Origin of the sequence: Paraburkholderia sp. RAU2J, assembly GCF_003634845.1 — a bacterium.
Lineage (GTDB): Bacteria > Pseudomonadota > Gammaproteobacteria > Burkholderiales > Burkholderiaceae > Paraburkholderia > Paraburkholderia fynbosensis.
Genome location: NZ_RBXG01000001.1, coordinates 2,546,145 through 2,566,517, shown reverse-complemented (window position 1 = coordinate 2,566,517; position 20,373 = coordinate 2,546,145). Strand labels below are relative to the sequence as shown.

The 20,373-nt window shown below is 62.4% G+C and carries 22 protein-coding genes; 6 read left to right on the top strand and 16 right to left on the bottom strand.

The annotated features are described in order from the left end of the window. Positions 1 to 52: 52 nt before the first annotated feature. The gene (locus B0G69_RS11765; RefSeq protein ID WP_121317115.1) at positions 53 to 700 is read right to left on the bottom strand and encodes a glutathione S-transferase; all 648 of its coding nucleotides are present in this window, start codon (positions 698 to 700) and stop codon (positions 53 to 55) included. Positions 701 to 838: 138 nt separating this feature from the next. On the opposite strand from B0G69_RS11765, the gene B0G69_RS11760 reads away from it, so the two are divergent. The 6 genes from B0G69_RS11760 (at position 839) to B0G69_RS11735 (ending at position 7,325) form a co-directional block, all read left to right on the top strand. After that, entirely contained in the window at positions 839 to 2,407 is a 1,569-nt protein-coding gene (locus tag B0G69_RS11760) for a 3-hydroxyacyl-CoA dehydrogenase (RefSeq protein ID WP_121317113.1), read from the top strand. Next, positions 2,404 to 3,192 (top strand): enoyl-CoA hydratase, encoded by a 789-nt coding sequence (locus B0G69_RS11755; protein WP_121317111.1) that lies wholly within the window; start codon positions 2,404 to 2,406, stop codon positions 3,190 to 3,192. The genes B0G69_RS11760 and B0G69_RS11755 overlap by 4 nt, the downstream gene beginning before the upstream one ends. 44 nt (positions 3,193 to 3,236) lie before the next feature. Continuing rightward, on the top strand, positions 3,237 to 3,953 hold the full coding sequence (locus tag B0G69_RS11750; RefSeq protein ID WP_121317109.1) for a histidine phosphatase family protein: 717 nt from the start codon (positions 3,237 to 3,239) through the stop codon (positions 3,951 to 3,953). Positions 3,954 to 3,973: 20 nt separating this feature from the next. Further along, the gene (locus B0G69_RS11745) at positions 3,974 to 5,080 is read left to right on the top strand and encodes a phosphotransferase (protein WP_121317107.1); all 1,107 of its coding nucleotides are present in this window, start codon (positions 3,974 to 3,976) and stop codon (positions 5,078 to 5,080) included. Positions 5,081 to 5,204: 124 nt separating this feature from the next. Beyond that, the gene (locus B0G69_RS11740; protein ID WP_121317105.1) at positions 5,205 to 6,464 is read left to right on the top strand and encodes an acyl-CoA dehydrogenase family protein; all 1,260 of its coding nucleotides are present in this window, start codon (positions 5,205 to 5,207) and stop codon (positions 6,462 to 6,464) included. A gap of 159 nt (positions 6,465 to 6,623) precedes the next feature. After that, positions 6,624 to 7,325 (top strand): glutathione binding-like protein, encoded by a 702-nt coding sequence (locus tag B0G69_RS11735; RefSeq protein WP_121317103.1) that lies wholly within the window; start codon positions 6,624 to 6,626, stop codon positions 7,323 to 7,325. Between the two features lie 143 nt (positions 7,326 to 7,468). Here B0G69_RS11735 and B0G69_RS11730 read toward each other — a convergent pair whose 3' ends face one another. The 15 genes from B0G69_RS11730 to nuoI form a co-directional block, all read right to left on the bottom strand. Beyond that, positions 7,469 to 7,945, bottom strand: a complete 477-nt coding sequence (locus B0G69_RS11730; protein ID WP_121317101.1) for a MaoC family dehydratase — start codon at positions 7,943 to 7,945, stop codon at positions 7,469 to 7,471. Continuing rightward, entirely contained in the window at positions 7,942 to 8,400 is a 459-nt protein-coding gene (locus B0G69_RS11725; RefSeq protein ID WP_121317099.1) for a MaoC family dehydratase, read from the bottom strand. The genes B0G69_RS11730 and B0G69_RS11725 overlap by 4 nt, the downstream gene beginning before the upstream one ends. Before the next feature lie 35 nt (positions 8,401 to 8,435). Then, positions 8,436 to 9,563 (bottom strand): acyl-CoA dehydrogenase, encoded by a 1,128-nt coding sequence (locus B0G69_RS11720; protein ID WP_121317097.1) that lies wholly within the window; start codon positions 9,561 to 9,563, stop codon positions 8,436 to 8,438. A gap of 10 nt (positions 9,564 to 9,573) precedes the next feature. Further along, the gene (locus B0G69_RS11715) at positions 9,574 to 10,770 is read right to left on the bottom strand and encodes an acyl-CoA dehydrogenase family protein (protein WP_121317095.1); all 1,197 of its coding nucleotides are present in this window, start codon (positions 10,768 to 10,770) and stop codon (positions 9,574 to 9,576) included. 48 nt (positions 10,771 to 10,818) lie between these two features. Then, a complete protein-coding gene (locus B0G69_RS11710; RefSeq protein ID WP_121317093.1) occupies positions 10,819 to 11,241 on the bottom strand; it encodes a DUF1178 family protein in 423 nt (140 codons plus the stop codon). 256 nt (positions 11,242 to 11,497) lie between these two features. Beyond that, positions 11,498 to 12,022, bottom strand: a complete 525-nt coding sequence (locus B0G69_RS11705) for a DNA-binding protein (protein WP_121317091.1) — start codon at positions 12,020 to 12,022, stop codon at positions 11,498 to 11,500. Between the two features lie 54 nt (positions 12,023 to 12,076). Continuing rightward, entirely contained in the window at positions 12,077 to 12,322 is a 246-nt protein-coding gene (locus B0G69_RS41765) for a hypothetical protein (protein ID WP_121317089.1), read from the bottom strand. Between the two features lie 332 nt (positions 12,323 to 12,654). After that, on the bottom strand, positions 12,655 to 13,239 hold the full coding sequence (locus tag B0G69_RS11695; protein ID WP_121317087.1) for an NUDIX hydrolase: 585 nt from the start codon (positions 13,237 to 13,239) through the stop codon (positions 12,655 to 12,657). A 43-nt stretch (positions 13,240 to 13,282) separates the two neighbouring features. Beyond that, entirely contained in the window at positions 13,283 to 13,579 is a 297-nt protein-coding gene (locus B0G69_RS11690) for a DUF2818 family protein (RefSeq protein ID WP_006052890.1), read from the bottom strand. Continuing rightward, entirely contained in the window at positions 13,579 to 15,051 is a 1,473-nt protein-coding gene (gene nuoN / locus B0G69_RS11685; protein ID WP_121317085.1) for an NADH-quinone oxidoreductase subunit NuoN, read from the bottom strand. The genes B0G69_RS11690 and nuoN overlap by 1 nt, the downstream gene beginning before the upstream one ends. A gap of 25 nt (positions 15,052 to 15,076) precedes the next feature. Beyond that, complete coding sequence (locus B0G69_RS11680) at positions 15,077 to 16,567, bottom strand: NADH-quinone oxidoreductase subunit M (RefSeq protein WP_121317083.1); 1,491 nt, start codon at positions 16,565 to 16,567, stop codon at positions 15,077 to 15,079. A gap of 14 nt (positions 16,568 to 16,581) precedes the next feature. Further along, positions 16,582 to 18,648 (bottom strand): NADH-quinone oxidoreductase subunit L, encoded by a 2,067-nt coding sequence (nuoL, locus tag B0G69_RS11675; RefSeq protein ID WP_121317081.1) that lies wholly within the window; start codon positions 18,646 to 18,648, stop codon positions 16,582 to 16,584. Between the two features lie 17 nt (positions 18,649 to 18,665). Then, entirely contained in the window at positions 18,666 to 18,971 is a 306-nt protein-coding gene (gene nuoK / locus B0G69_RS11670) for an NADH-quinone oxidoreductase subunit NuoK (RefSeq protein WP_013339863.1), read from the bottom strand. 21 nt (positions 18,972 to 18,992) lie between these two features. After that, a complete protein-coding gene (locus B0G69_RS11665; RefSeq protein WP_121317079.1) occupies positions 18,993 to 19,679 on the bottom strand; it encodes an NADH-quinone oxidoreductase subunit J in 687 nt (228 codons plus the stop codon). 203 nt (positions 19,680 to 19,882) lie between these two features. Next, positions 19,883 to 20,371, bottom strand: coding sequence for an NADH-quinone oxidoreductase subunit NuoI (nuoI, locus tag B0G69_RS11660; RefSeq protein ID WP_012432383.1), 489 nt, complete (start codon positions 20,369 to 20,371; stop codon positions 19,883 to 19,885). Positions 20,372 to 20,373 lie beyond the last annotated feature (2 nt).

Below are 20,373 nucleotides of genomic sequence, written 5' to 3'. Positions count from 1 at the left end.
TGTTGCCGCTTGCATCGCATGCATCGGCCCATTTCAGCGGCGGCGCCTGCGCTCACGCGGAGCGCGTCGCCGCGATATACGCCTTGCGGTCTTCGGTCACGCGCTGCGCGGCCGGCCGGGCGCCGACCGTCTTCACATAGCTCTTCCAGTCGATGCCCGCGTCGAGCAGAAAATCGCGGCCGTAGATGGCCTGCGTCGCCATGCCCACGAGCGGCAAGCTCACATACCCTGCCGTGTCCGCGACGCCGAAGCGCTCGCCGCGCAAATACGGACCGAACTTCGCGATCCGCCCGAAGCCGGCGATGTGATGCGCGAGCAACTTCTCGACACGCCCTTTGGTCGCATCGCTCACCGTCCCGCCGAAGAACGCTTCCTTGTAGAGATTGCGCACGGTCAGTTCGAGATGCACGTCGACGAACATGATCATCTCGCGCTCCTTGGCCGCCTGCCACGGGTCAGCGGAGAAAATCGCCTTATTGGGAAAGCGCGCGGCCAGATACTCGACGATGCATTGCGATTCGCACAGATCGCCGTCTTCGGTTTGCAGGTAAGGCACCTTGCCGAGGGGCGAATGCGCGAGCACGGCCTCGTCCTGGCTCGGCAGCACCAGCACCTCTTCGAACGCAATGCCGTGTTCGAGCAGCACGAACTTTACTTTGTTGTAGTAGTTGGACAGCGCGAAACCGCAGAGCTTGATCATCGGGTGTCTCCTTGCTTCGAGTTGCATGAGACCGCCTGTCACTGCCGACGCGACAGCCAAACCAACGGCCTTCGAACAATCATCCAGTAAATTGCACGATCGTGCTATTCTAAAATAACCATGGAGTCGAGCCTCACAATGAACTCTCGCAATTTCAGCATCGAGACTATCGGCGTTGTCGGCACCGGCGCAATGGGCCGTGGCATTGCGCAAATCGCCGCGCTCGCGGGTCTCAAGGTGCGCCTGTACGACAGCAACCCCGCCGCCGTCGGCGCTGCGCGCGATTATCTCGCCGAGACTTTCGCCAGGTTGACGGCTAAAGGCAAGCTCGACCAGGCACGCTCGCTCGCCGCGCTGGCCAACGTGAGCGGCGCGCAGGCGATTGGCGAGCTGGCGGGCTGCGACCTGGTCGTCGAGGCGATCGTCGAAAAGCTCGATGTGAAGCAGGCGCTCTTTCGCGAACTCGAAACCGTGGTGAGCGGCCGTTGCGTGCTGGCCTCCAACACATCGTCGCTATCGATCACGGCGATTGCCGCCGGTTGCACCGATCCGTCACGCGTGGTTGGCTATCACTTCTTCAATCCCGTTCCGTTGATGAAGGTGGTCGAGGTGATCGACGGTCTGCGCAGCGACCCCGCGGCGGGCGACGCGCTTATGGATCTCGCGCGCCGCATGGGCCACACGCCGGTGCGCGCGAAGGACATGCCCGGCTTCATCGTGAATCACGCGGGCCGCGGCATGAACACCGAGGGCTTGCGCGTGGCAGGTGAAGGCGTCGCGAGTTTTGCGGAGATCGACCGCATCATGCGCGAACAGGCGGGCTTTCGCCTCGGGCCATTCGAATTATTGGACCTGACCGCGCTCGATGTCTCGCATCCCGTGATGGAGTCGATCTACCATCAGTTCTATGAAGAGCCGCGCTTCACGCCGTCGCCGATTACCGGCACGCGGCTCGCCGGCGGACTGCTCGGCCGCAAGACGGGTGAAGGCTTTTATCGCTACGAGGACGGCAAGCAGCAGGTGAGCGCCGAAGCGCCCGCACCGACGGCACTGCCGCCCAGCGTATGGATCAGCAAGCGTTATCCACAAGCTCATGAGGCCGTCGTGCAACTCGTCGGCCAAGCCGGCGTGAAGCTCGACGACGGCGCCACACCCGCATCGGACTCGCTGATCGTCGTGACGCCGTTCGGCCACGATGCGACGACGGCCGCCGTCGACGAAGCGCTCGACGCGAGCCGCGTGGTCGCCATCGACGCCCTCTTCCCGCTTGTCGGCGCACAGCGCCGCACGCTGATGACCACCCCGGCCACCACACGCGCCGCACGCGACGCCGCGCATGCGTTGTTCGCCGCCGATGGCGTGCCCGTCACCGTGATTCGCGACTCGACGGGCTTCGTCGCGCAACGCGTGGTGGCGACGATCGTCAACATCGGCTGCGACATCGCGCAAAAGCAGATCGCCACGCCCGAGGACATCGATCTCGCCGTCACGCTCGGTCTCGGCTACCCACGCGGCCCGCTTGCGCTCGGCGACGCACTCGGCGCCAGCACCATCCTCACGATCCTGCGCAACATGTTAAGCGTGCTCGGCGACCCGCGTTACCGTCCGTCGCCCTGGCTCGCACGGCGCGCGCAACTCGGTCTGCCGCTCACGCAACGCGACGCAGCGGACATTCAAACGAAGACGCAAAAGGAGACCCTCGCATGAGCGCCGAACTGCTGACCTCGCGCCCGACCGAAAGCGAATCGACGCTGGTTCTCACGCTGTCGAACCCCGGCGCGCGCAACGCGCTTCATCCGGACATGTACGCGGCCGGCATCGAAGCGCTCGACTCGGCAGAGCGCGATCCGTCGCTCCGCGCAATCGTGATCACCGGCGCCGACAACTTTTTCTGCGCGGGCGGCAATCTGAACCGCCTGCTCGAAAACCGCGCGAAAGATCCGTCCGTACAGGCGGAGAGCATCGATCTGCTCGGCCAGTGGATTTCGGCGCTGCGTCTGTCGTCGAAACCGGTGATCGCCGCGGTCGATGGCGCCGCCGCTGGCGCGGGCTTCTCGCTCGCCCTCGCGTGCGACCTGATCGTCGCCGCGGACGACGCCAAATTCGTGATGTCGTACGCACGCGTGGGCCTCACGCCCGACGGCGGCGGTTCGTGGTTTCTCGCCCAGGCACTGCCGCGCCAATTGGCCACCGAAGTGCTGATCGAAGGCAAGCCGATCGGCGCCGTGCGTTTGCATGAACTCGGCGTCGTGAACAAGCTGGCCAAGCCGGGTGCGGCGCGCGATACCGCGGTTGGCTGGGCCGACGAGCTCGGCAAGATCTCGCCCAATTCGGTCGCGCGTATCAAGGGGTTGATCGGCGCGGCCGGCACGCAACCGCTCGCCGAGCATCTGGTCGCGGAGCGCGACAGCTTCGTCGCTTCGCTGCATCACCGCGAAGGGCTCGAAGGGATTTCCGCGTTTCTCGAAAAACGTGCGCCGGTCTACAGATGACCTGCGAGTGAACCGCGATTGAACGAGGAGTGAATCCAGCGACCATGCCTGACTACCAACTGCCCAAACGCCGCCGCATCTTTCTGATGCGGCACGGCGACGTCACCTACTTCGACGACTCCGGCCGTGCGATCGATCCCGAGACCGTGCCGTTGAACGCGAACGGCCGCGAGCAGGCGAGCGCGGCGGGCCGCGTGTTCGCCGGGCAACAGGTGCGCTTCGATCGTGTGATCGTCAGCGGTTTGCCACGCACGGTGGAAACCGCTCAGCGCGTGCTGGCCGAAACGGGCCAGCAGATCGAACTCGAGGTCGAGCCCGCTTTGCAGGAGATTCGCGGCGGCAAGCTCGGCAGCATTCCAATGCAGGACCTGGAGGCCGCGTTTCTCGGCGTGTTCGACGGCATCGTGCCGGAAAGCACGCGCTTTCTCGACGGCGAAACCATCGGCGCGTTGTTCGACCGCGTGCTGCCGGCAGTCGCGGCGCTGCGCGAAGACAACTCGTGGGACACCATGTTGCTGGTCCTGCACGGCGGCGTGAATCGCGCGATTCTGTCGCACGCGATCACCGCGGGCGGGCGCACGTTCTTCGGCCACCTGGCGCAGGCCACCGGCTGCATCAATGCGCTCGATGTCGGCGCGGCGCCGCGCGACTGGGTGCTGCGCGCGCTCAACTATTCACCGCCGTCGCCGCTGCATCGCGATGTCCGCAACACCACGATGGAAATGCTCTACGCACAATTCATTCAATACAAGCGTAGCTGAACCCGATCTGGAGGAGACACATGGCGCAAGCCACACCGACTGGCGAACCCGCACACAAGCCGGACTATTCGGCCTTCGAGGGCACGCGCCCGCTCAACGAGCGGCAGCGCTTCGACACCGACGCGCTCGCCGCATGGCTCACCCGGCAGGTGGACGGATTTGCCGGACCGCTCACGCTCGAGCAATTCGCGGGCGGCCAGTCCAATCCCACGTTCAAGCTCGTTACGCCGTCGCGTTCGTATGTGATGCGCGCGAAGCCAGGGCCTGCGGCGAAACTGCTGCCGTCCGCGCACGCCGTCGAACGCGAGTACCGCGTGATGCGCGCGCTCGCCGACACCGACGTGCCGGTCGCGCAAATGCTCGCGCTGTGCGAGGACGAAAGCGTCATCGGCCGCGCGTTCTACGTGATGGAGTTCGTCGAGGGCCGCGTGTTATGGGACCAGTCGCTGCCCGGCATGACGCCCACCGGGCGCGCGGCGATCTACGACGAAATGAATCGTGTGATCGCGGCGTTGCACAGCGTCGATGTCGAGGCCGCAGGTCTTGCCGACTACGGCAAGCCGGGCAATTACTTTGCACGGCAAATTGGCCGCTGGAGCAAACAGTACCTGGCGTCCGAGACCGAACCGATCGACGCGATGCAGCGCCTGATCGACTGGCTGCCGCAGCATATGCCGGCCGAGACCGGTGGACGCGCATCGGTCGTGCATGGCGACTACCGGCTCGACAATCTGATCTTCCATCCGCACGAACCGCGCGTGCTCGCGGTGCTTGACTGGGAACTGTCCACGCTCGGCGATCCGCTCGCCGACTTCGCCTATCACTGCATGGCATGGCATGTCGATCCGGCGCAGTTCCGCGGCATCGCCGGTCTGGATTGGGCAGCCTTGGGTATTCCCGATGAAGCGCAGTATGTCGCGCGTTACTGCCAGCGCACTGGCTTCGAGATTCACGGCGACTGGAATTTCTATCTGGCCTACAACATGTTCCGCATCGCCGCGATCCTGCAAGGGATCATGAAGCGCGTCGTCGATGGCACCGCGGCCAGCGCGCAGGCGCTCGATGCGGGACGTCGCGCGAAGCCGATGGCCGAGCTTGCGTGGCGCTATGCGCAGAAGGTGCGCTGACTGAATTCGCGCGCGGGGCCGGGTGTCCGGGGCGAGGCTGCGGGGCGTACGCTCCGGGCCAGGCGTCCCGGACCACGCGCTCCGAACCCCCATCATCCGCTGTCCGTTATCCGCGAGGTCCTAGATGAATTTCGATTACACCCCGAAGGTTCAGGCGTTGCGCGAAAAGCTGCTCGCCTTCTTCGACGAGCACATTTATCCGAACGAGCAGGCGTTCTATGGGGAGATTGCGCGCAATCGCCAGAACGGCAACGCATGGGTGCCGACGGATCTGATCGAGCAACTCAAACAGAAGGCACGCGACGCCGGCTTGTGGAACCTGTTCCTGCCCGACTCCGTGCGCGGCGCCGGGCTGACGAATCTCGAATACGCGCCGCTGTGCGAGATCATGGGCCGCGTGCCCTGGGCGCCCGAAGTGTTCAACTGCAACGCACCCGATACCGGCAACATGGAAACGATCGAGCGCTACGGCAGCGAGGACAACAAGCGCGAGTGGCTCGAACCGCTGCTGCAAGGCCATATCCGTTCGGCGTTTCTGATGACGGAGCCGGAAGTGGCGTCGTCGGATGCGACCAATATCCAGACCAGCATCGTGCGCGATGGCGATTACTACGTGATCAACGGCCACAAGTGGTGGTCGTCGGGCGCGGGCGATCCGCGCTGCAAGATCTACATCGTGATGGGCAAGACCGATCCGGACGCGCCGCGCCATCAACAGCAGTCGATGATCCTCATCCCCGCCGACGCCACCGGCATTACCGTGCACCGCCCGCTGACCGTCTTCGGTTACGACGACGCACCGCACGGCCATATGGAAATCACGCTCGATAACGTGCGCGTGCCCGCCACCAACATGCTGCTCGGCGAAGGCCGCGGCTTCGAGATCGCGCAAGGCCGGCTCGGGCCGGGGCGCATCCATCACTGCATGCGCTTGATCGGCCTCGCCGAGCGCGCGCTCGAACTGATGGCGAAACGCTCGCTGCAGCGCGTCGCGTTCGGCAAGCCGGTCGCGGCGCAAGGCGTCACGCAGGAACGCCTCGCCGAGGCGCGCTGCATGATCGAGCAGGCGCGCCTGCTCACGCTGAAAACCGCCTACATGATGGACACGGTCGGCAACAAGGGCGCGCGCGGCGAGATCGCGATGATCAAGGTGGTCGCGCCGAACATGGCGTGTCAGGTGATCGACTGGGCGATCCAGGCGCACGGCGGCGGCGGCGTCAGCGACGACTTTCCGCTCGCGTATGCGTACGCGTCGGCCCGCACGCTGCGCTTCGCCGATGGTCCCGACGAAGTGCACCGGAACGCCATCGCCAAACTCGAACTCGCGCGTCATATGGATGCGGGCGCGGCCGCTCGTGTGGAGATGCCGGTCACGCGGGTTTGAGCGCGCGCGCGATTGAGCCGGCGTCAATGCACGGCTCGAAGGGGTCGTAGCGTCGAGTGTGATTCGCGGCGGCGCAAGCAGCATCGTGCGAACTATGCTCTAATTTTCGTCAATGGCGGCGCCTTGTTTCGGCGCCGCTTTCACGAACAAGGAGCCAGGATGATCGACGTCTATAGCTGGGCGACCCCGAACGGCCACAAGGTCCACATCATGCTCGAGGAGACGGGCCTCGCGTATACCGCACACGGTGTGAATATCGGCGCGGGGGACCAGTTCAAACCCGAATTTCTCGCCATCAGTCCGAACAACAAGATCCCGGCGATCGTCGATCCCGACGGCCCGAAAGGCGCCGACGGCAAACCTTTCGCGCTGTTCGAGTCGGGCGCGATCCTGATTTATCTCGCCGAGAAAGCCGGCAAATTCCTACCGGCCGATCCAGCCGCGCGCTATTCGGTACTGCAATGGCTGATGTTCCAGATGGGCGGCCTGGGTCCGATGCTAGGGCAAACGCACCACTTCCGCCTCTACGCGCCCGAGCCGATCGAATACGCGATCAACCGCTACACGAACGAGACGCGACGCCTGTATGGCGTGATGGACACGCAACTCGGCAAGACGCGGTACCTCGCGGGCAACGACTATACGATCGCGGACATCGCGGCGTTTCCGTGGACCCGTTCATGGAAAAATCAGGGCATCGACCTCGATGCGTTTCCAAACGTGAAGCGCTGGCATGAGGAGATTGCGGCGCGGCCGGCGGTGATGCGCGGCGTCGAAGTGCTGGCGTCCGCCCGTGTACCGCTGATGGACGACAAGGCTAAAGAGATGCTGTTCGGCGCGACGCAGTACGCGAAGCATTAGTCATTTCCGCTGCACCGGCAGGGGCATTGCCGTTTCTTCGGCTCAGCCAATTGCTCATTGCTCATCGCTCACTGCTGCGAAAAAAGCGCGAGCCGGCATGCATGCCGGCTCGCGCTTTTTTACGACATGTCCGCGCTGAAACGCTAAAAGTAATGCCGCGTGATGAACTCTGCCACACACACCGGCCGTTCGCTGCCCTGCCGCTCCAGCGTCACGCTCCATTGGACTTGCACGCCGGCGTTATCGACATCCGTGACCGCCTCGACCGCGAATTTCGCGCGCAGTTGCGAGCCGACCAGTACCGGCGATGTGAAGCGCACGCGGTTCAGGCCGTAGTTGACGCCCATGCGTTGTTCGATCGCGACCGTCTTGCCGAGCAGAGCCGGAATCAACGACAACGTCAGAAAACCATGCGCGACCGGACCGCCGAACGGCGACTCGCGCCGGGCGCGTTCCGGGTCGACATGAATCCATTGATGGTCATCGGTGGCCTCGGCGAAACGATCGACCTTGGCCTGATCGACGATCAGCCATTCGCTAACCAGCGGCTCCGTGCCGATCAGCGCACGCAAAGCCGCCGCATCAGGCAGGGCCGCCGCAGGCGCCGCGACGGCCGTCATACCGCGGCTCCCGGACGACGTAGTCCAAACATGCCCTTCGAGCGCACCGTGATCACCGTTTCGCCATGCTGATTGATTCCCTCCCAGCGCGTCGACACGATGCCGCGATCCGGCTTGCTCTCCGATACACGCTTGTCGATCACGACGTTCATCATCGTGATCGTGTCGCCGACACGCACCGGTTTTAACCAGCGAATCTCGTCGATACCGGGCGAGCCCATCGACGTCGAGCCCGCCAGCACGTTGCGCACCAGCATGCCCATCATCACCGAACAGGTGTGCCAGCCGCTTGCCACCAGCCCGCGAAACGGCGACTCGGCCGCCGCCACCTCGTCCAGGTGGAACGGCTGCGGGTCGAACTTCTGCGCAAACTCGATGATCTCTTCACGCGTGAACGTGTGCTTGCCGACTTCCGTGGTCGTGCCGGCGTCCATGTCCTCGAAACTCAATCCCATCGTCGCACCTCTTTTTATCCGGTTGAATGGGTTGATCAGGCTTCGGCCGTGATGAAGCCAGGCAGCGCGGCGAACCGCGCGAGATGATGATCGACATCGCCCAATGTGGTTTCGATGATGGCGAGGCGCTTGAACAGATGCGCCGCGGCCACTTCGTTCGTGACGCCCATGCCGCCATGCAACTGCACCGCCTGTTGCCCGACGAAACGCGCGGCCTGACCGACCCGCACCTTCGCGGCGGAAATGGCGCGGCGACGCTCATCCACGTCTTCGCTCGAATAGCGCATCGCGGCCAGATAGGTGATCGAGCGCGCCTGCTCGGCGTGGATCAGCATGTCGACCATGCGATGCTGCAACGCCTGGAAGCGCGCGATCGGCTGGCCGAACTGCTGCCGCGTCTTCGTGTAGTCGACCGTGGCGAGATTCAGCGCGTCGAGCGCGCCGATCGCCTCTGCGCACAGCAGCAATGTGCCGTAGTCCGCGATGTGTTCGAGCGCTGCCGCGCTTGCATGTTTGCCGGCGAGCCGACGTGCGGGCGTGCCGTTGAACTCGAGCGTCGCGGCGCGTTGCCCGTCGATCGTGCGGTAATCCGTGACCGCGACGCCGGCCGCGTCGCGCGCAACGACAAAGAGCGCGATCTCGCCGTTCAGACGGGCCGGCACGATCCACGCATCCGCTCGTGCCCCGTGCAGCACGACCGATTTCGTCCCGGTGAGGGTGTGCTGCTCGCCCTGCCCGCTTGCTGTCGTCTTTAGTTCGAACAGGTCGTAGCGCGTGTGCGGCTCGTGAAATGCCACGGCCAATTTGAGCTGGCCTTGCGCCGCGCGTTCCAGCAGCGATGCGTCTTCCCCCTCGCCCGTGCCCGCGAGGCGCAGCGCCTCGATGCCCACCGCGGTCGCCCAATACGGCTCGACGACCAATGCGCGGCCAAGTTCCTGCATCACCACCAGCATGTCGATCGGACCGCCGTTGAAGCCGCCCTGCCTTTCCGGCACCGGCAGCGCGGTCAGACCCAGTTCGGTAAAGGCCGCCCAGTGCGTATCCGACACGCCGGACTCCGAGCGCACGATCGCCTGGCGCGCTGCGAACCCATAGTTCTTATCCAGATAGCGGCGCAGCGCGTCGGCGAATTGCTGCTGCTCGTCGTTGAAAGTGAAGTCCATGCGCCGCTCCTCAAAGTCCGAGAATCATCTGCGCGATGATGTTCTTTTGAATTTCGTTCGAACCGCCGTAAATCGACGTCTTGCGGTAGTTGAAGTAGTAGGCGGCCAGCGGCGCGGCATCGTCGTCGCCAGCGAGGCTGTGCTCGCGCTCGCCTTCGAGGAACGGCACGTCGAACGGTGCCGCGAGCGGCCCGACGGCATCGAACATCAGTTCGGTCAGCCCCTGCTGCACTTCCGTGCCTTTGATTTTCAGCATCGACGCCTCCGGTCCCGGCCCACGTCCGCCGGCCTCATTGGCGACCACGCGTTGCACGGTGACTTCGAGGGCCATCAACTCGATCTCGAGACTCGCGACTTTGGCAGCGAATACCGGGTCCTGCAGCAGCGGTTTGCCGTTCTTTTTCTGATTCAGCGCAACGCGTTTCAGGAATGCGAGTTCGCGCTTCGACGAACCGACGCGCGCAATGCCCGTGCGCTCGTGGCCGAGCAGATACTTCGCATAAGTCCAGCCGCGATTCTCTTCACCGACCAGATTCTCGACCGGCACTTGCACGTCTTCGAAAAACACTTCGTTGACTTCGTGATCTTCGTCGAGCGTGATGATCGGCCGCACCGTGATGCCCGGCGTCTTCATGTCGATCAGAAGGAAAGAGATGCCCTCCTGCTTCTTCGCGCCGCTGTCGGTGCGCACGAGGCAGAACATCATGTCGGCGTACTGACCCAATGTGGTCCAGGTCTTCTGACCGTTGACCACGTAGTGGTCACCAACGCGCTCGGCGCGTGTGCGCAACGACGCCAGATCGGAACCGGAGCCCGGCTCGGAATAGCCTTGGCACCACCAGTCCGTGCCGTCGAGAATGCGCGGCAAATAGTGGCGCTTCTGTGCGTCGTTACCGTATTTCATCAGCACCGGCGCGACCATCGACACGCCGAACGGCAGCACCGAAGGCGCGCCGATACGCGCGCACTCTTCTTCCCAGATGTGCCGTTGGGTCGCGTCCCAGCCCGGGCCGCCGTATTCCCGCGGCCACGCAATCGCCGACCAGCCGCGGGTGCCAAGCAGCTTGTGCCAGCCTGCGAAGTCTTCGCGGCCAAGACGCTTGTGATTGAGTACTTTGTCGCCTAGCTCGCGAGGCAGGTTCGCTTCGAGCCAGGCGCGGATGTCGGCGCGGAATGCGTCGTCAGCGGGGGAATAGTCCAGATTCATGCGTCGTGTCTCCTGGCCGCCACCATCCGCCGCCACGGAGCCACTGCGCTATTGCAGCGGTTCCTTCAGAGCAGCCGGGACCGGAAGCGGCATCACTTCGATGCCTTCTTCGACCAAGGCACGCGCGTCTTCAGGTGTCGTGACACCGCGAATGTTGCGTGCCGGCGCTTCGTTGTAGTGAATGCGCCGCGCTTCCTCGGCGAAGCGGTCGCCCACGTTCTCGGTCTTTTCCAGTACCTCGCGCAACGCACGCATGACACGCGCCTGCATTTCGCCTGCGCCCGCCGGCTTTGCGTCGGTCGCGCCCGACAGATTCAGGCGCGGGGCCGACGGCAAACGGCTGACTTCATTCGCACCGCAGATCGGACATTCGACGAGCTTGCGGGACTGCTGCGACTCGAAGTCATCAGCCGAAGCAAACCAGCCTTCGAACCGATGGCCATGCGGACACTGTAAATCGAGGACCTTCATGTGGAATCAGGGCTTGCGTGCCAGTTTAGCGCAAAACGGAATTTTGTGAACGGTCGTTCGAAAATTATTACGGACGCCGCATCTACGTCAGATGCTGCGGATAAATCCGACGCGGTGCGCGATTTTAACGCTTTGTGCAAAGGGCTGCCGAAGGCAAGCTGATGTATGAGACGGAAGCCAGCCCGGACATAAAACGGAGTCGCCACAGTATTCGGCCTCCGCGGTCTTCACGCGCTAGCCGCCGCCGTCATGGCTTCTATGACACGAGACTCGCGAGCTCGCAGTTGAGCCGTGGTTCGAGTTGATGCGCTTGCCTGGCAAGGTTGATCTGCTTCGCCGATTTTGCGACGTCCGACACGTCGGCCTTGATGTCATACCCACCGCGCTCGGACAGCCACTCAAGAATGTCCGACAGATGCCATACCGATGCACTGCCCTCGTGGACCGGTGGCGGGAAGTCGATTGAGTGGCTCAGCATCAGCTTGCGCATGTTTTGCCGCGACACGCCTGCAACCTCGGCAACGTCAGTGAGACCGACGAAATCAGGACCCGCTTCGACGAGCCGCGCTGACGGCACTACTCGTTTGATATCTTTGAGCGCACTGACCAATGCCTCGAACGCAGACCCCGCTTCGCGAGAAAAAAGCAGCGCGATGCGGCCAGGTTGCCCCACGCCCACTGTTGCGTCGTCGCACCCTGCTTCGCCCAGACGTTCGACGATCTCGTCGGAATCGCAATCCTCCGCCGCGAGCCGGTACTTCAAGGTGAACACATATTCCATACGTTACTCCTGCGTCATTCAGCCTTAACCCTTCCCTGTCGAACAGCCATGCCGCTACCGGCGAGCCGAACAGTTGTCGACGATGCGCCGCAAGTGCCTTGCGTGGTTGCCGGGATTCTTTGGCGTACTCCAGACACTCGATATGCAGAACTCTCCGCAACGACATTCCGCGTCGTTGTAAGGACAGTAGATTTTTCCCCACGCGTGGCCTTTACCACCGCGTTGAACCCGCCAGCCGTGTTGCTCCGCATGGGCCAATGCGGCCTCGATCTCTTTCTTGGCGTGCGTTCCTCTCACCATCGACACCCTCCCAATTTAGCTGCTTCCAATGAGGTTGTCAAATGACAACCTCATTGGAAGCCAACCCAGCCTCGCCCGCATGCTTCGTTATCCAAATCAAACAGGGCGCGCCCGCCATCCCTCGGAAGATCCATACTAGTGCTACGGTAAGCGCTTGGCGAGACAGCCGGATGGCATAGGAAAGCGGCACCTTTTTTCAGATGCGCAAAAAACCCTCGCTCGATATCGCGGCGCCTACCAAACACAAAGCCCCTGCCGGTCATGGACCGACAGGGGCTTCTCCAGCAGACTTCAAACCGACGCGCGCCACACACGCATCGCGCCTGACAGCGTCACTCCGGCGCCGCCATCGCCCACTCGCCCGAGAGCACCTTCTCCAGCCAGAACGTGCCGATGATCGTCTTCACATCGGTGATCTTGCCAGTGCGGACCCACTCGGACATCTCGGCCACGGTCGCGGTGAAGAGCTCGAGGAACTCGCCTTCGTCCAGCTTGCGCTCGCCCGCCGTCAGACCGCGCGCGATATAAATGTCGATAAACTCGGTCGAATAAGAAATGATCGGGTGAATGCGCGTCAAATACACGTATTCACGCGCGGTATAACCGGTTTCCTCTCGCAGCTCGCGTATCGCGCACGCCAGCGCACCCTCGTTCGGATCGAGCTTGCCGGCCGGATACTCGACCATGACCTTGCCCATCGGATAGCGGTACTGGTTTTCCAGCAGCACGCGGCCGTCGTCGAACAAAGGAATCACCATCACGGCGCCCGGATGCTGCACATATTCGCGGGTCGCGTGCTTGCCGTCCGGCAGTCGCACGGTATCGCACTTGAGCGTCAGAAACGGCCCTTCATGGACCGTCTTGCTGTCGACACAGGTCTCGGTAAGCGCGGCGTCGTGATTGGGAAGTTCAGCCATATGCGGACCTCGGGACAGCTTGGTGCGCGACGGCGAGACGCCGTCAGCGGCGTTTGACGAGATATTGGAAGGTAAAGCCAGGGAAGGCGAACACGACGAACAGGGCGAACGTGATCGCATAAAACTGCCAACCCTGTTCGAAGCGGTTCCCCGCGCGCGCCTCGAGCAGAAAACCGAGCGCGCCGACCACGAAGTACAGCACGATCAATTCAGCGATTCGGACCCACGCGCTCTTCTTCGCCGCTTTCAACGGCACCGCGGCGAAGAGACGCTGATTCAGGAAAGGCAGGTTGGCGCCGACGAGCGCCAACAGCACGATAAACCAACCCGCAGCCGACATCAGAGCAGCAGCGTGTGCTGGATAGCCTGCAGGCAGGCGCGCAGCAGCGGGTCCGGGACGATACCGAGCACCAGCACCGCGACACCGTTGAGCGCGAGCAGCCCACGCGTGCCGGTGTCGGCGACGATCGGCGATTTGTCTTGCGGCTCGTCGAAGTACATCAGCTTGACGATACGCAGGTAGTAGAACGCGCCGAACAGCGACGTGATCACCGCCAGCACCGTCAGCCAGGTCAGGCCGGCGTTCATGGTTGCCTGCAGCACCGCGAGCTTCGCGTAGAAGCCGACCGCGGGCGGAATGCCAGCGAGCGAGAACATCATGATCATCATCACGAACGCGAACACCGGGCTGCGCTGATTCAGGCCCTTGAAGTCCTCGAGCGTGTCCGCTTCGAAATCGCGGCGCGCCAGCAGCATGATGACGCCGAAGGTGCCGAGCGTCGTGATCAGGTAGACGATGCTGTAGAACATTGCCGAGCCGTACGCGCTCGCGGCGCCCACGGTCTTCTGGTCGACCACGCCGGCCAGCAGACCGAGCAGCACGAAGCCCATGTTCGAGATCGCCGAGTAAGCGAGCATGCGCTTGACGTTGCGTTGCACGATACCGGTGATGTTGCCGACGATCAGCGACAGCGCCGCCAGAATCACCAGCATCTGCTGCCATTCGACCGCGAGCGGCAGCAGGCCCATCACGAGGAAGCGCAGACCCCACGCGAATGCCGCCACCTTCGGGCCGCCGCCGACGATCAGCGTCATCGCCGTCGGAGCGCCCTGATACACGTCAGGCACCCACATGTGGAACGGCACCGCGCCCATCTTGAACGCCACGCCCGCCACGATGAAAATCACACCGAACAGCAGCACGCCCGGATCGTAATGGCTCGAGCCGATCGCCTTGAACACTTCGTTCAGGTCGAGCGAGCCGGTCGCGCCGTACAGCATCGAGATGCCGTACAGCAGGAAACCGGAAGCCAGCGCGCCGAGCACGTAGTACTTCATCGCAGCTTCGTTCGACTGCGGCACTTCGCGGCGCAGCGCGATCACAGCGTAGAGTGACAGCGACATCAGTTCCAGACCGAGATACAGCGTCAGGAAGTTGTTGCCGGAGATCATCACGAGCTGGCCGAGCAGCGCGAACATGCCCAACAGGAAGAAGTCCCCGCGGAACAGATTGCGATCTTCGAGGTAACGGCGCGAATAAACGATCGATACCGCGTAGCCGAGCGACACCACCGCCTTCATCACGCTGGCGAACGGGTCCACCACGTACATGTGGCCGAAGAAATAGTGCACTTGCGGGTCGAACGCATTCACCGCAAACCAGACGCCGGCAACCAGCGAAGAAAAGAATGCGATGAAATACGTGGTACGGCGACCGTCCTGGCCGACGAACGTGTCGTTGAGCCACGCGACGACAACGGCGAGCATCACCAGTGCGTCGGGCAACAGAGCAGTCATAGGGGCGTTTTGCATGGTCTTTAAATTCCTCCGCTCGGCGTTACTGAGGCAACGGCAGCTTTGACTGCGCAACGTGGGAGAGGAGGTTTTCCACGGATACGTGCATCACATCGGTAAAGGGCTTCGGATACAGGCCCATGAACAGCGTCAGTGCGGCGAGCACTGCCAGCATGAAAAATTCGCGGCGGTTGATGTCGAGCAGGCTCTTCACATGATCGTTGGCGATCGCGCCGAAGTACACGCGCTTGTACATCCACAGCGTGTAAGCCGCGCCGAGAATCAGCGTGACCGCCGCGCCGCCCGCGATCCAGAAGTTGTACTGGACGGCCGCCAGAATCACCATGAACTCGCCGACGAAACCGGAGGTGCCCGGCAAGCCGCAGTTGGCCATCGCGAACAGCATCACGAACGCCGCGAATTTCGGCATGACGTTGACGACACCGCCGTAATCGGCGATCTGACGCGAGTGCATACGGTCGTACAGCACGCCGATGGTCAGGAACATCGCGCCCGACACGAAACCGTGCGAGATCATCTGCACGATCGCGCCTTCCGCGCCGAGCTGATTGAAGATGAAAAAGCCGAGCGTGACGAAACCCATGTGCGCGATCGACGAATACGCGACCAGCTTCTTCATGTCGGCCTGCACCATCGCGACGAGACCGATGTAGATCACCGCGATCAGCGACAGCGTGATGACGACCGGCGCCAGAAAGTGGCTCGCGTCCGGCGTGATCGGCAACGAGAAGCGCAGGAAACCGTATGCGCCCAGCTTCAGCATGATCGCGGCCAGCACGACCGAGCCGCCCGTCGGCGCTTCCACGTGCGCGTCAGGCAGCCACGTATGCACCGGCCACATCGGCACCTTCACGGCGAAGGCCAGGAAGAATGCTATGAATATCAGCACCTGAGGCGTCATTGCGATCTGTGCGTGCTGCCACGTGGCGAGATCGAACGTGCCGGTCTCGTTGTACAGGTAGAGCAACGCGACCAGCATCAGCAGCGAGCCCATCAGCGTGTACAGGAAGAATTTGAACGCCGCGTACACGCGGTTCGCCCCGCCCCACACGCCGATGATGATGTACATCGGGATCAGCGTCGCTTCGAAGAACACATAGAACAGCATGCCGTCGGCCGCGCTGAACACGCCGACCATGATGCCCGACAGGATCAGGAACGCGGCGAGGTACTGCGCGACGTTCTTCGTGATCACTTCCCACGCGGAGATCACGACGATCACCGTGATCAACGCGGTCAGCACAACGAACCACATCGAGATGCCGTCGACACCCAGGTGGTACGAGATGTGGAAGCGCTCGATCCAGCTCGCCTGTTCGACGAACTGCAGATCGGCGGTGCTCGAATCAAAACTCGTGATCAGCGGGATCGTCACGATGAAGCTAACGACCGAGCCGATCAGCGCAATCCAGCGCGCGGGAGCCGGGTTCCGGTCGGAACCGATAGCCAGGACCAGGAGACCGACGAGGATCGGTAACCAGATCGCGATGCTGAGGATCGGATAAGTGTGCATGAGTGTCCCTCGCCTTATTTGCCGCCGAGCGTTACAAACAGGGTCAGGAGCCCCAACATGCCGATAATCATGGCAAACGCGTAGTGGTAGATGTAGCCGGATTGGAGGAAGCGGATCACGCCGGCAAACCAGCCGATAAAGCGTGCGCTGCCGTTGACGATGCCGTCGATCACGACGACGTCGCCTTCCTTCCAGAGACCACGGCCAATTGCCACGGCGCCCCGCGCAAACACGACTTCGTTGATCTTGTCCATGTAGTACTTGTTATCGAGCAACGTGTAGATCGGGCCGAATGCGCGCTTGATGACAGCCGGCAGATCCGGGCGAACCAGGTACAGGAACCACGCGACCACCACACCCGCGAGCGCGAGCCATACCGGCAGACCCGACACCGAGTGCAGACCCATCGACGCCCAGCCGCGGAACTCCTCGGCCATCTCGTGCAGCGCCGGATGGTTTTCGCTGATGTAGATCACCTTGTCGAACGCCACGCCATGCTGGAAGAAGTCACCGAACAGCATCGGACCGACGCCGATCGCACCGATCACCACCGACGGAATCGCCAGCAGCACCAGCGGCAGCCACACCACCCACGGCGTTTCATGCGGCTCGTGCGCGTGGTCGTCGTGACCATGACCGTGATCGTCATGGCCATGAGCGTGATGCCCATGCGCCGCGGCTTCCGCGCCCATCGGCGATTCCGGATGCTTCGGACCGCGGAAACGCTCCTTGCCGTGGAACACCATGAAGTACATACGGAACGAATACAGCGCAGTGACGAACACGCTCGCCACCACCGCGAAGTACGCGAAACCCGAGCCCGGCAGATGCGACAGCTTCACGGCGTCGATGATCGAGTCTTTCGAGTAGAAGCCCGAGAAGAACGGCGTACCGATCAACGCCAGCGAACCGACCAGCGACGTGATCCACGTGATCGGCATGTACTTGCGCAGGCCGCCCATGTTGCGGATGTCCTGATCGTGGTGCATGCCGATGATCACCGAGCCCGCGCCGAGGAACAGCAGCGCCTTGAAGAACGCGTGCGTCATCAGGTGGAACACGGCGACGGAGTAAGCCGACGCACCAAGCGCGACCGTCATGTAACCGAGCTGCGACAGCGTGGAATAAGCCACCACGCGTTTGATGTCGTTCTGGACGATCCCGAGGAAACCCATGAACAACGCGGTAATCGCGCCGATGACCATGACGAACGACAGTGCCGTGTCCGACAGCTCGAACAGCGGCGACATGCGCGTGACCATGAAGATACCCGCCGTCACCATGGTCGCCGCGTGAATCAGTGCGGAAATCGGCGTCGGGCCTTCCATCGAATCCGGCAGCCAGACGTGCAGCGGGAACTGCGCCGACTTACCCATCGCGCCGATGAACAGGCAAATGCAGGCCACCGTCAGCAGACCCCAGTCCGTGCCCGGGAAGCTCAATGCCGCGAGTTCGGTGCGCTTCGCGAACACGTCGCCGTAGTTCATCGAGCCGGCGAACGCGAACAGCAGGCCGATACCCAGCAGGAAGCCGAAGTCGCCGATGCGGTTCACGATGAACGCCTTCATGTTCGCGTAGATCGCGGTCGGACGAGTGAAGTAGAAGCCGATCAGCAGATACGACACCAAACCCACCGCTTCCCAGCCGAAGAACAGCTGCAGGAAGTTGTTGCTCATCACGAGCATCAACATCGAGAACGTGAACAGCGAGATGTACGAGAAGAAGCGCTGGTAGCCGTCCTCGTCGGCCATGTAGCCGATCGTGTAGATGTGCACCATCAGCGACACGAAGGTCACCACGCACATCATCATGGCCGTCAGCGAGTCAACCAGGAAGCCGATCTCGAACTGCGTCTTGCCGATCGCCATCCATTGATAAACGGTCGCGTTGAAGCTCGCGCCGTCCAGCACCTGGAAGAACACGATCGCCGACAGGATGAACGAGATCGCGACACCGAGGATCGTGACCGAATGCGCGCCCGCTCGCCCCACCGCTTTGCCGAACAGCCCTGCAACCAGGCAGCCGGCGAGCGGTGCCAGCGGGATCGCCAACAACAGGTTTTCATTGAGTATCGTGGACATAACCGCTTTTCCTGAAATTAACCTTTGAGCTGATCGAGATCCTCGACATTGATCGTGTCGAGGCTACGGAACAGGGTCACCAGAATTGCGAGACCGATCGCCGCTTCCGCGGCTGCAACCGTCAGCACGAAAAAGACGAAGATCTGGCCATGCACGTCGCCCAGGTAATGCGAGAACGCGACGAAATTGGTGTTCACCGCGAGCAGCATCAGTTCGATCGCCATCAAGATGATGATGACGTTGCGGCGGTTCAGGAAAATGCCGACGACGCTAATCGCAAACAGGATCGCGCCGAGGACAAGGTAATGGGCAAGGGTCAACATGATTTTCTATCTCCTGTCCGCTCAGCTGTTCTTGGCAGAGGCCTGTTCGGCCGCTGCCGCCGCTGCGGCGGCTTCTTCTGCCGCGACGGTTGCCGCGGTTTTTTCCGACGCCATCTTCACCACGCGCACACGGTCCTGAGCACGCACCTTGACCTGCTCGCTGACGTTCTGGCGTTTGCTATCTTTCTTGTGGCTCGTGGTCAGTGCGATCGCCGCGATGATCGCCACCAGCAGCACGAGGCCGGCGATTTCGAACGCGAAGATGTAGTCGGTGTAGATGACCTTGCCGATCAGGCGGGTGTTCGACCAGTCGCCCATACCGTTCGCGGCCGCCGTGGTGTCACGCAGCGCGGTGCCGGTTGCGCCGTAGCCGTGCCACAGGATCAGTGCGGTTTCGATCACGATGATCGCGCCCACCAGCGTGGCCATCGGCACAAAGCGTTTGAAGTCTTTGCGCAGTACGTCGAGATTGATGTCCAGCATCATCACGACGAACAGGAATAGCACCATCACCGCGCCGACATAGACCAGCACCAGCAGGATCGCAAGGAACTCGGCCTCCAGCAGCATCCAGATCGCGGCTGCGTTGAAGAACGCCAGCACCAGAAACAGTGCGGACGACACCGGGTTGCGCGAGGTGATCACCTTCAGCCCCGAGACAACCAGGAGCAGCGCGAAGATGTAGAACAGTACGGTCGTGAATTCCATGATTACCGGTTCATCGTTAGGCCATCGTCAGGCATTGTTCTTTGGCACGCGTGGTTAGCAAAAGCGGACGATACCGCCAGAACTGCCGCACAGGTGCGCCGTGCCGCGGCGTTCAGGCCGCGGCGTCCGGCCCGACAACAGGCCGTGTTACTGCTTTTACTGCTGCATTTACTGCCGCGCTTATCCCTTAACCGGGAAACGCTTCAACGATACGGTGCGTCGGCTGCCTTGTTCGCAGCGATCTCCGCTTCGTAGCGATCGCCGACGGCCAGCAGCATGTCCTTCGTGAAGTACAGGTCGCCGCGCTTTTCGCCGTGATACTCGAGAATGTGCGTCTCGACGATCGAATCGACCGGGCAGCTTTCTTCGCAGAAACCGCAGAAGATGCACTTGGTCAGGTCGATGTCGTAGCGCGTCGTGCGACGGGTGTTGTCCGCACGCGTTTCCGATTCGATCGTGATGGCGAGCGCCGGGCACACCGCTTCGCACAGCTTGCAGGCAATGCAGCGCTCTTCACCGTTCTCATAGCGGCGCAGCGCATGCAGACCACGGAAACGCGGCGAGATCGGGGTCTTCTCTTCCGGGAACTGCACGGTCACCTTGCGCTGGAACGTATAACGTCCGGTCAGTGCGAGGCCCTTGAGCAATTCCGTGAGGAAGAAGGTCTTGAAAAAATTTTGGATTGCGGTCATGG

Coding starts and splice junctions, on each gene's coding strand:
- B0G69_RS11705 (WP_121317091.1), bottom strand. CDS start 12,022: ATGGAATATGTGTTCACCTTGAAGTACCGGCTCGCGGCGGAGGATTGC.
- nuoK (WP_013339863.1), bottom strand. CDS start 18,971: ATGTTGACCCTTGCCCATTACCTTGTCCTCGGCGCGATCCTGTTTGCG.
- B0G69_RS11745 (WP_121317107.1), top strand. CDS start 3,974: ATGGCGCAAGCCACACCGACTGGCGAACCCGCACACAAGCCGGACTAT.
- B0G69_RS11730 (WP_121317101.1), bottom strand. CDS start 7,945: ATGACGGCCGTCGCGGCGCCTGCGGCGGCCCTGCCTGATGCGGCGGCT.
- B0G69_RS11755 (WP_121317111.1), top strand. CDS start 2,404: ATGAGCGCCGAACTGCTGACCTCGCGCCCGACCGAAAGCGAATCGACG.
- nuoN (WP_121317085.1), bottom strand. CDS start 15,051: ATGCAAAACGCCCCTATGACTGCTCTGTTGCCCGACGCACTGGTGATG.
- B0G69_RS11765 (WP_121317115.1), bottom strand. CDS start 700: ATGATCAAGCTCTGCGGTTTCGCGCTGTCCAACTACTACAACAAAGTA.
- nuoL (WP_121317081.1), bottom strand. CDS start 18,648: ATGTCCACGATACTCAATGAAAACCTGTTGTTGGCGATCCCGCTGGCA.
- B0G69_RS11750 (WP_121317109.1), top strand. CDS start 3,237: ATGCCTGACTACCAACTGCCCAAACGCCGCCGCATCTTTCTGATGCGG.
- B0G69_RS11725 (WP_121317099.1), bottom strand. CDS start 8,400: ATGGGATTGAGTTTCGAGGACATGGACGCCGGCACGACCACGGAAGTC.
- B0G69_RS11715 (WP_121317095.1), bottom strand. CDS start 10,770: ATGAATCTGGACTATTCCCCCGCTGACGACGCATTCCGCGCCGACATC.
- B0G69_RS41765 (WP_121317089.1), bottom strand. CDS start 12,322: ATGGTGAGAGGAACGCACGCCAAGAAAGAGATCGAGGCCGCATTGGCC.
- B0G69_RS11735 (WP_121317103.1), top strand. CDS start 6,624: ATGATCGACGTCTATAGCTGGGCGACCCCGAACGGCCACAAGGTCCAC.
- B0G69_RS11740 (WP_121317105.1), top strand. CDS start 5,205: ATGAATTTCGATTACACCCCGAAGGTTCAGGCGTTGCGCGAAAAGCTG.
- B0G69_RS11690 (WP_006052890.1), bottom strand. CDS start 13,579: ATGTCGGCTGCGGGTTGGTTTATCGTGCTGTTGGCGCTCGTCGGCGCC.
- B0G69_RS11710 (WP_121317093.1), bottom strand. CDS start 11,241: ATGAAGGTCCTCGATTTACAGTGTCCGCATGGCCATCGGTTCGAAGGC.
- B0G69_RS11720 (WP_121317097.1), bottom strand. CDS start 9,563: ATGGACTTCACTTTCAACGACGAGCAGCAGCAATTCGCCGACGCGCTG.
- B0G69_RS11665 (WP_121317079.1), bottom strand. CDS start 19,679: ATGGAATTCACGACCGTACTGTTCTACATCTTCGCGCTGCTCCTGGTT.
- B0G69_RS11695 (WP_121317087.1), bottom strand. CDS start 13,239: ATGGCTGAACTTCCCAATCACGACGCCGCGCTTACCGAGACCTGTGTC.
- B0G69_RS11760 (WP_121317113.1), top strand. CDS start 839: ATGAACTCTCGCAATTTCAGCATCGAGACTATCGGCGTTGTCGGCACC.
- B0G69_RS11680 (WP_121317083.1), bottom strand. CDS start 16,567: ATGCACACTTATCCGATCCTCAGCATCGCGATCTGGTTACCGATCCTC.
- nuoI (WP_012432383.1), bottom strand. CDS start 20,371: ATGACCGCAATCCAAAATTTTTTCAAGACCTTCTTCCTCACGGAATTG.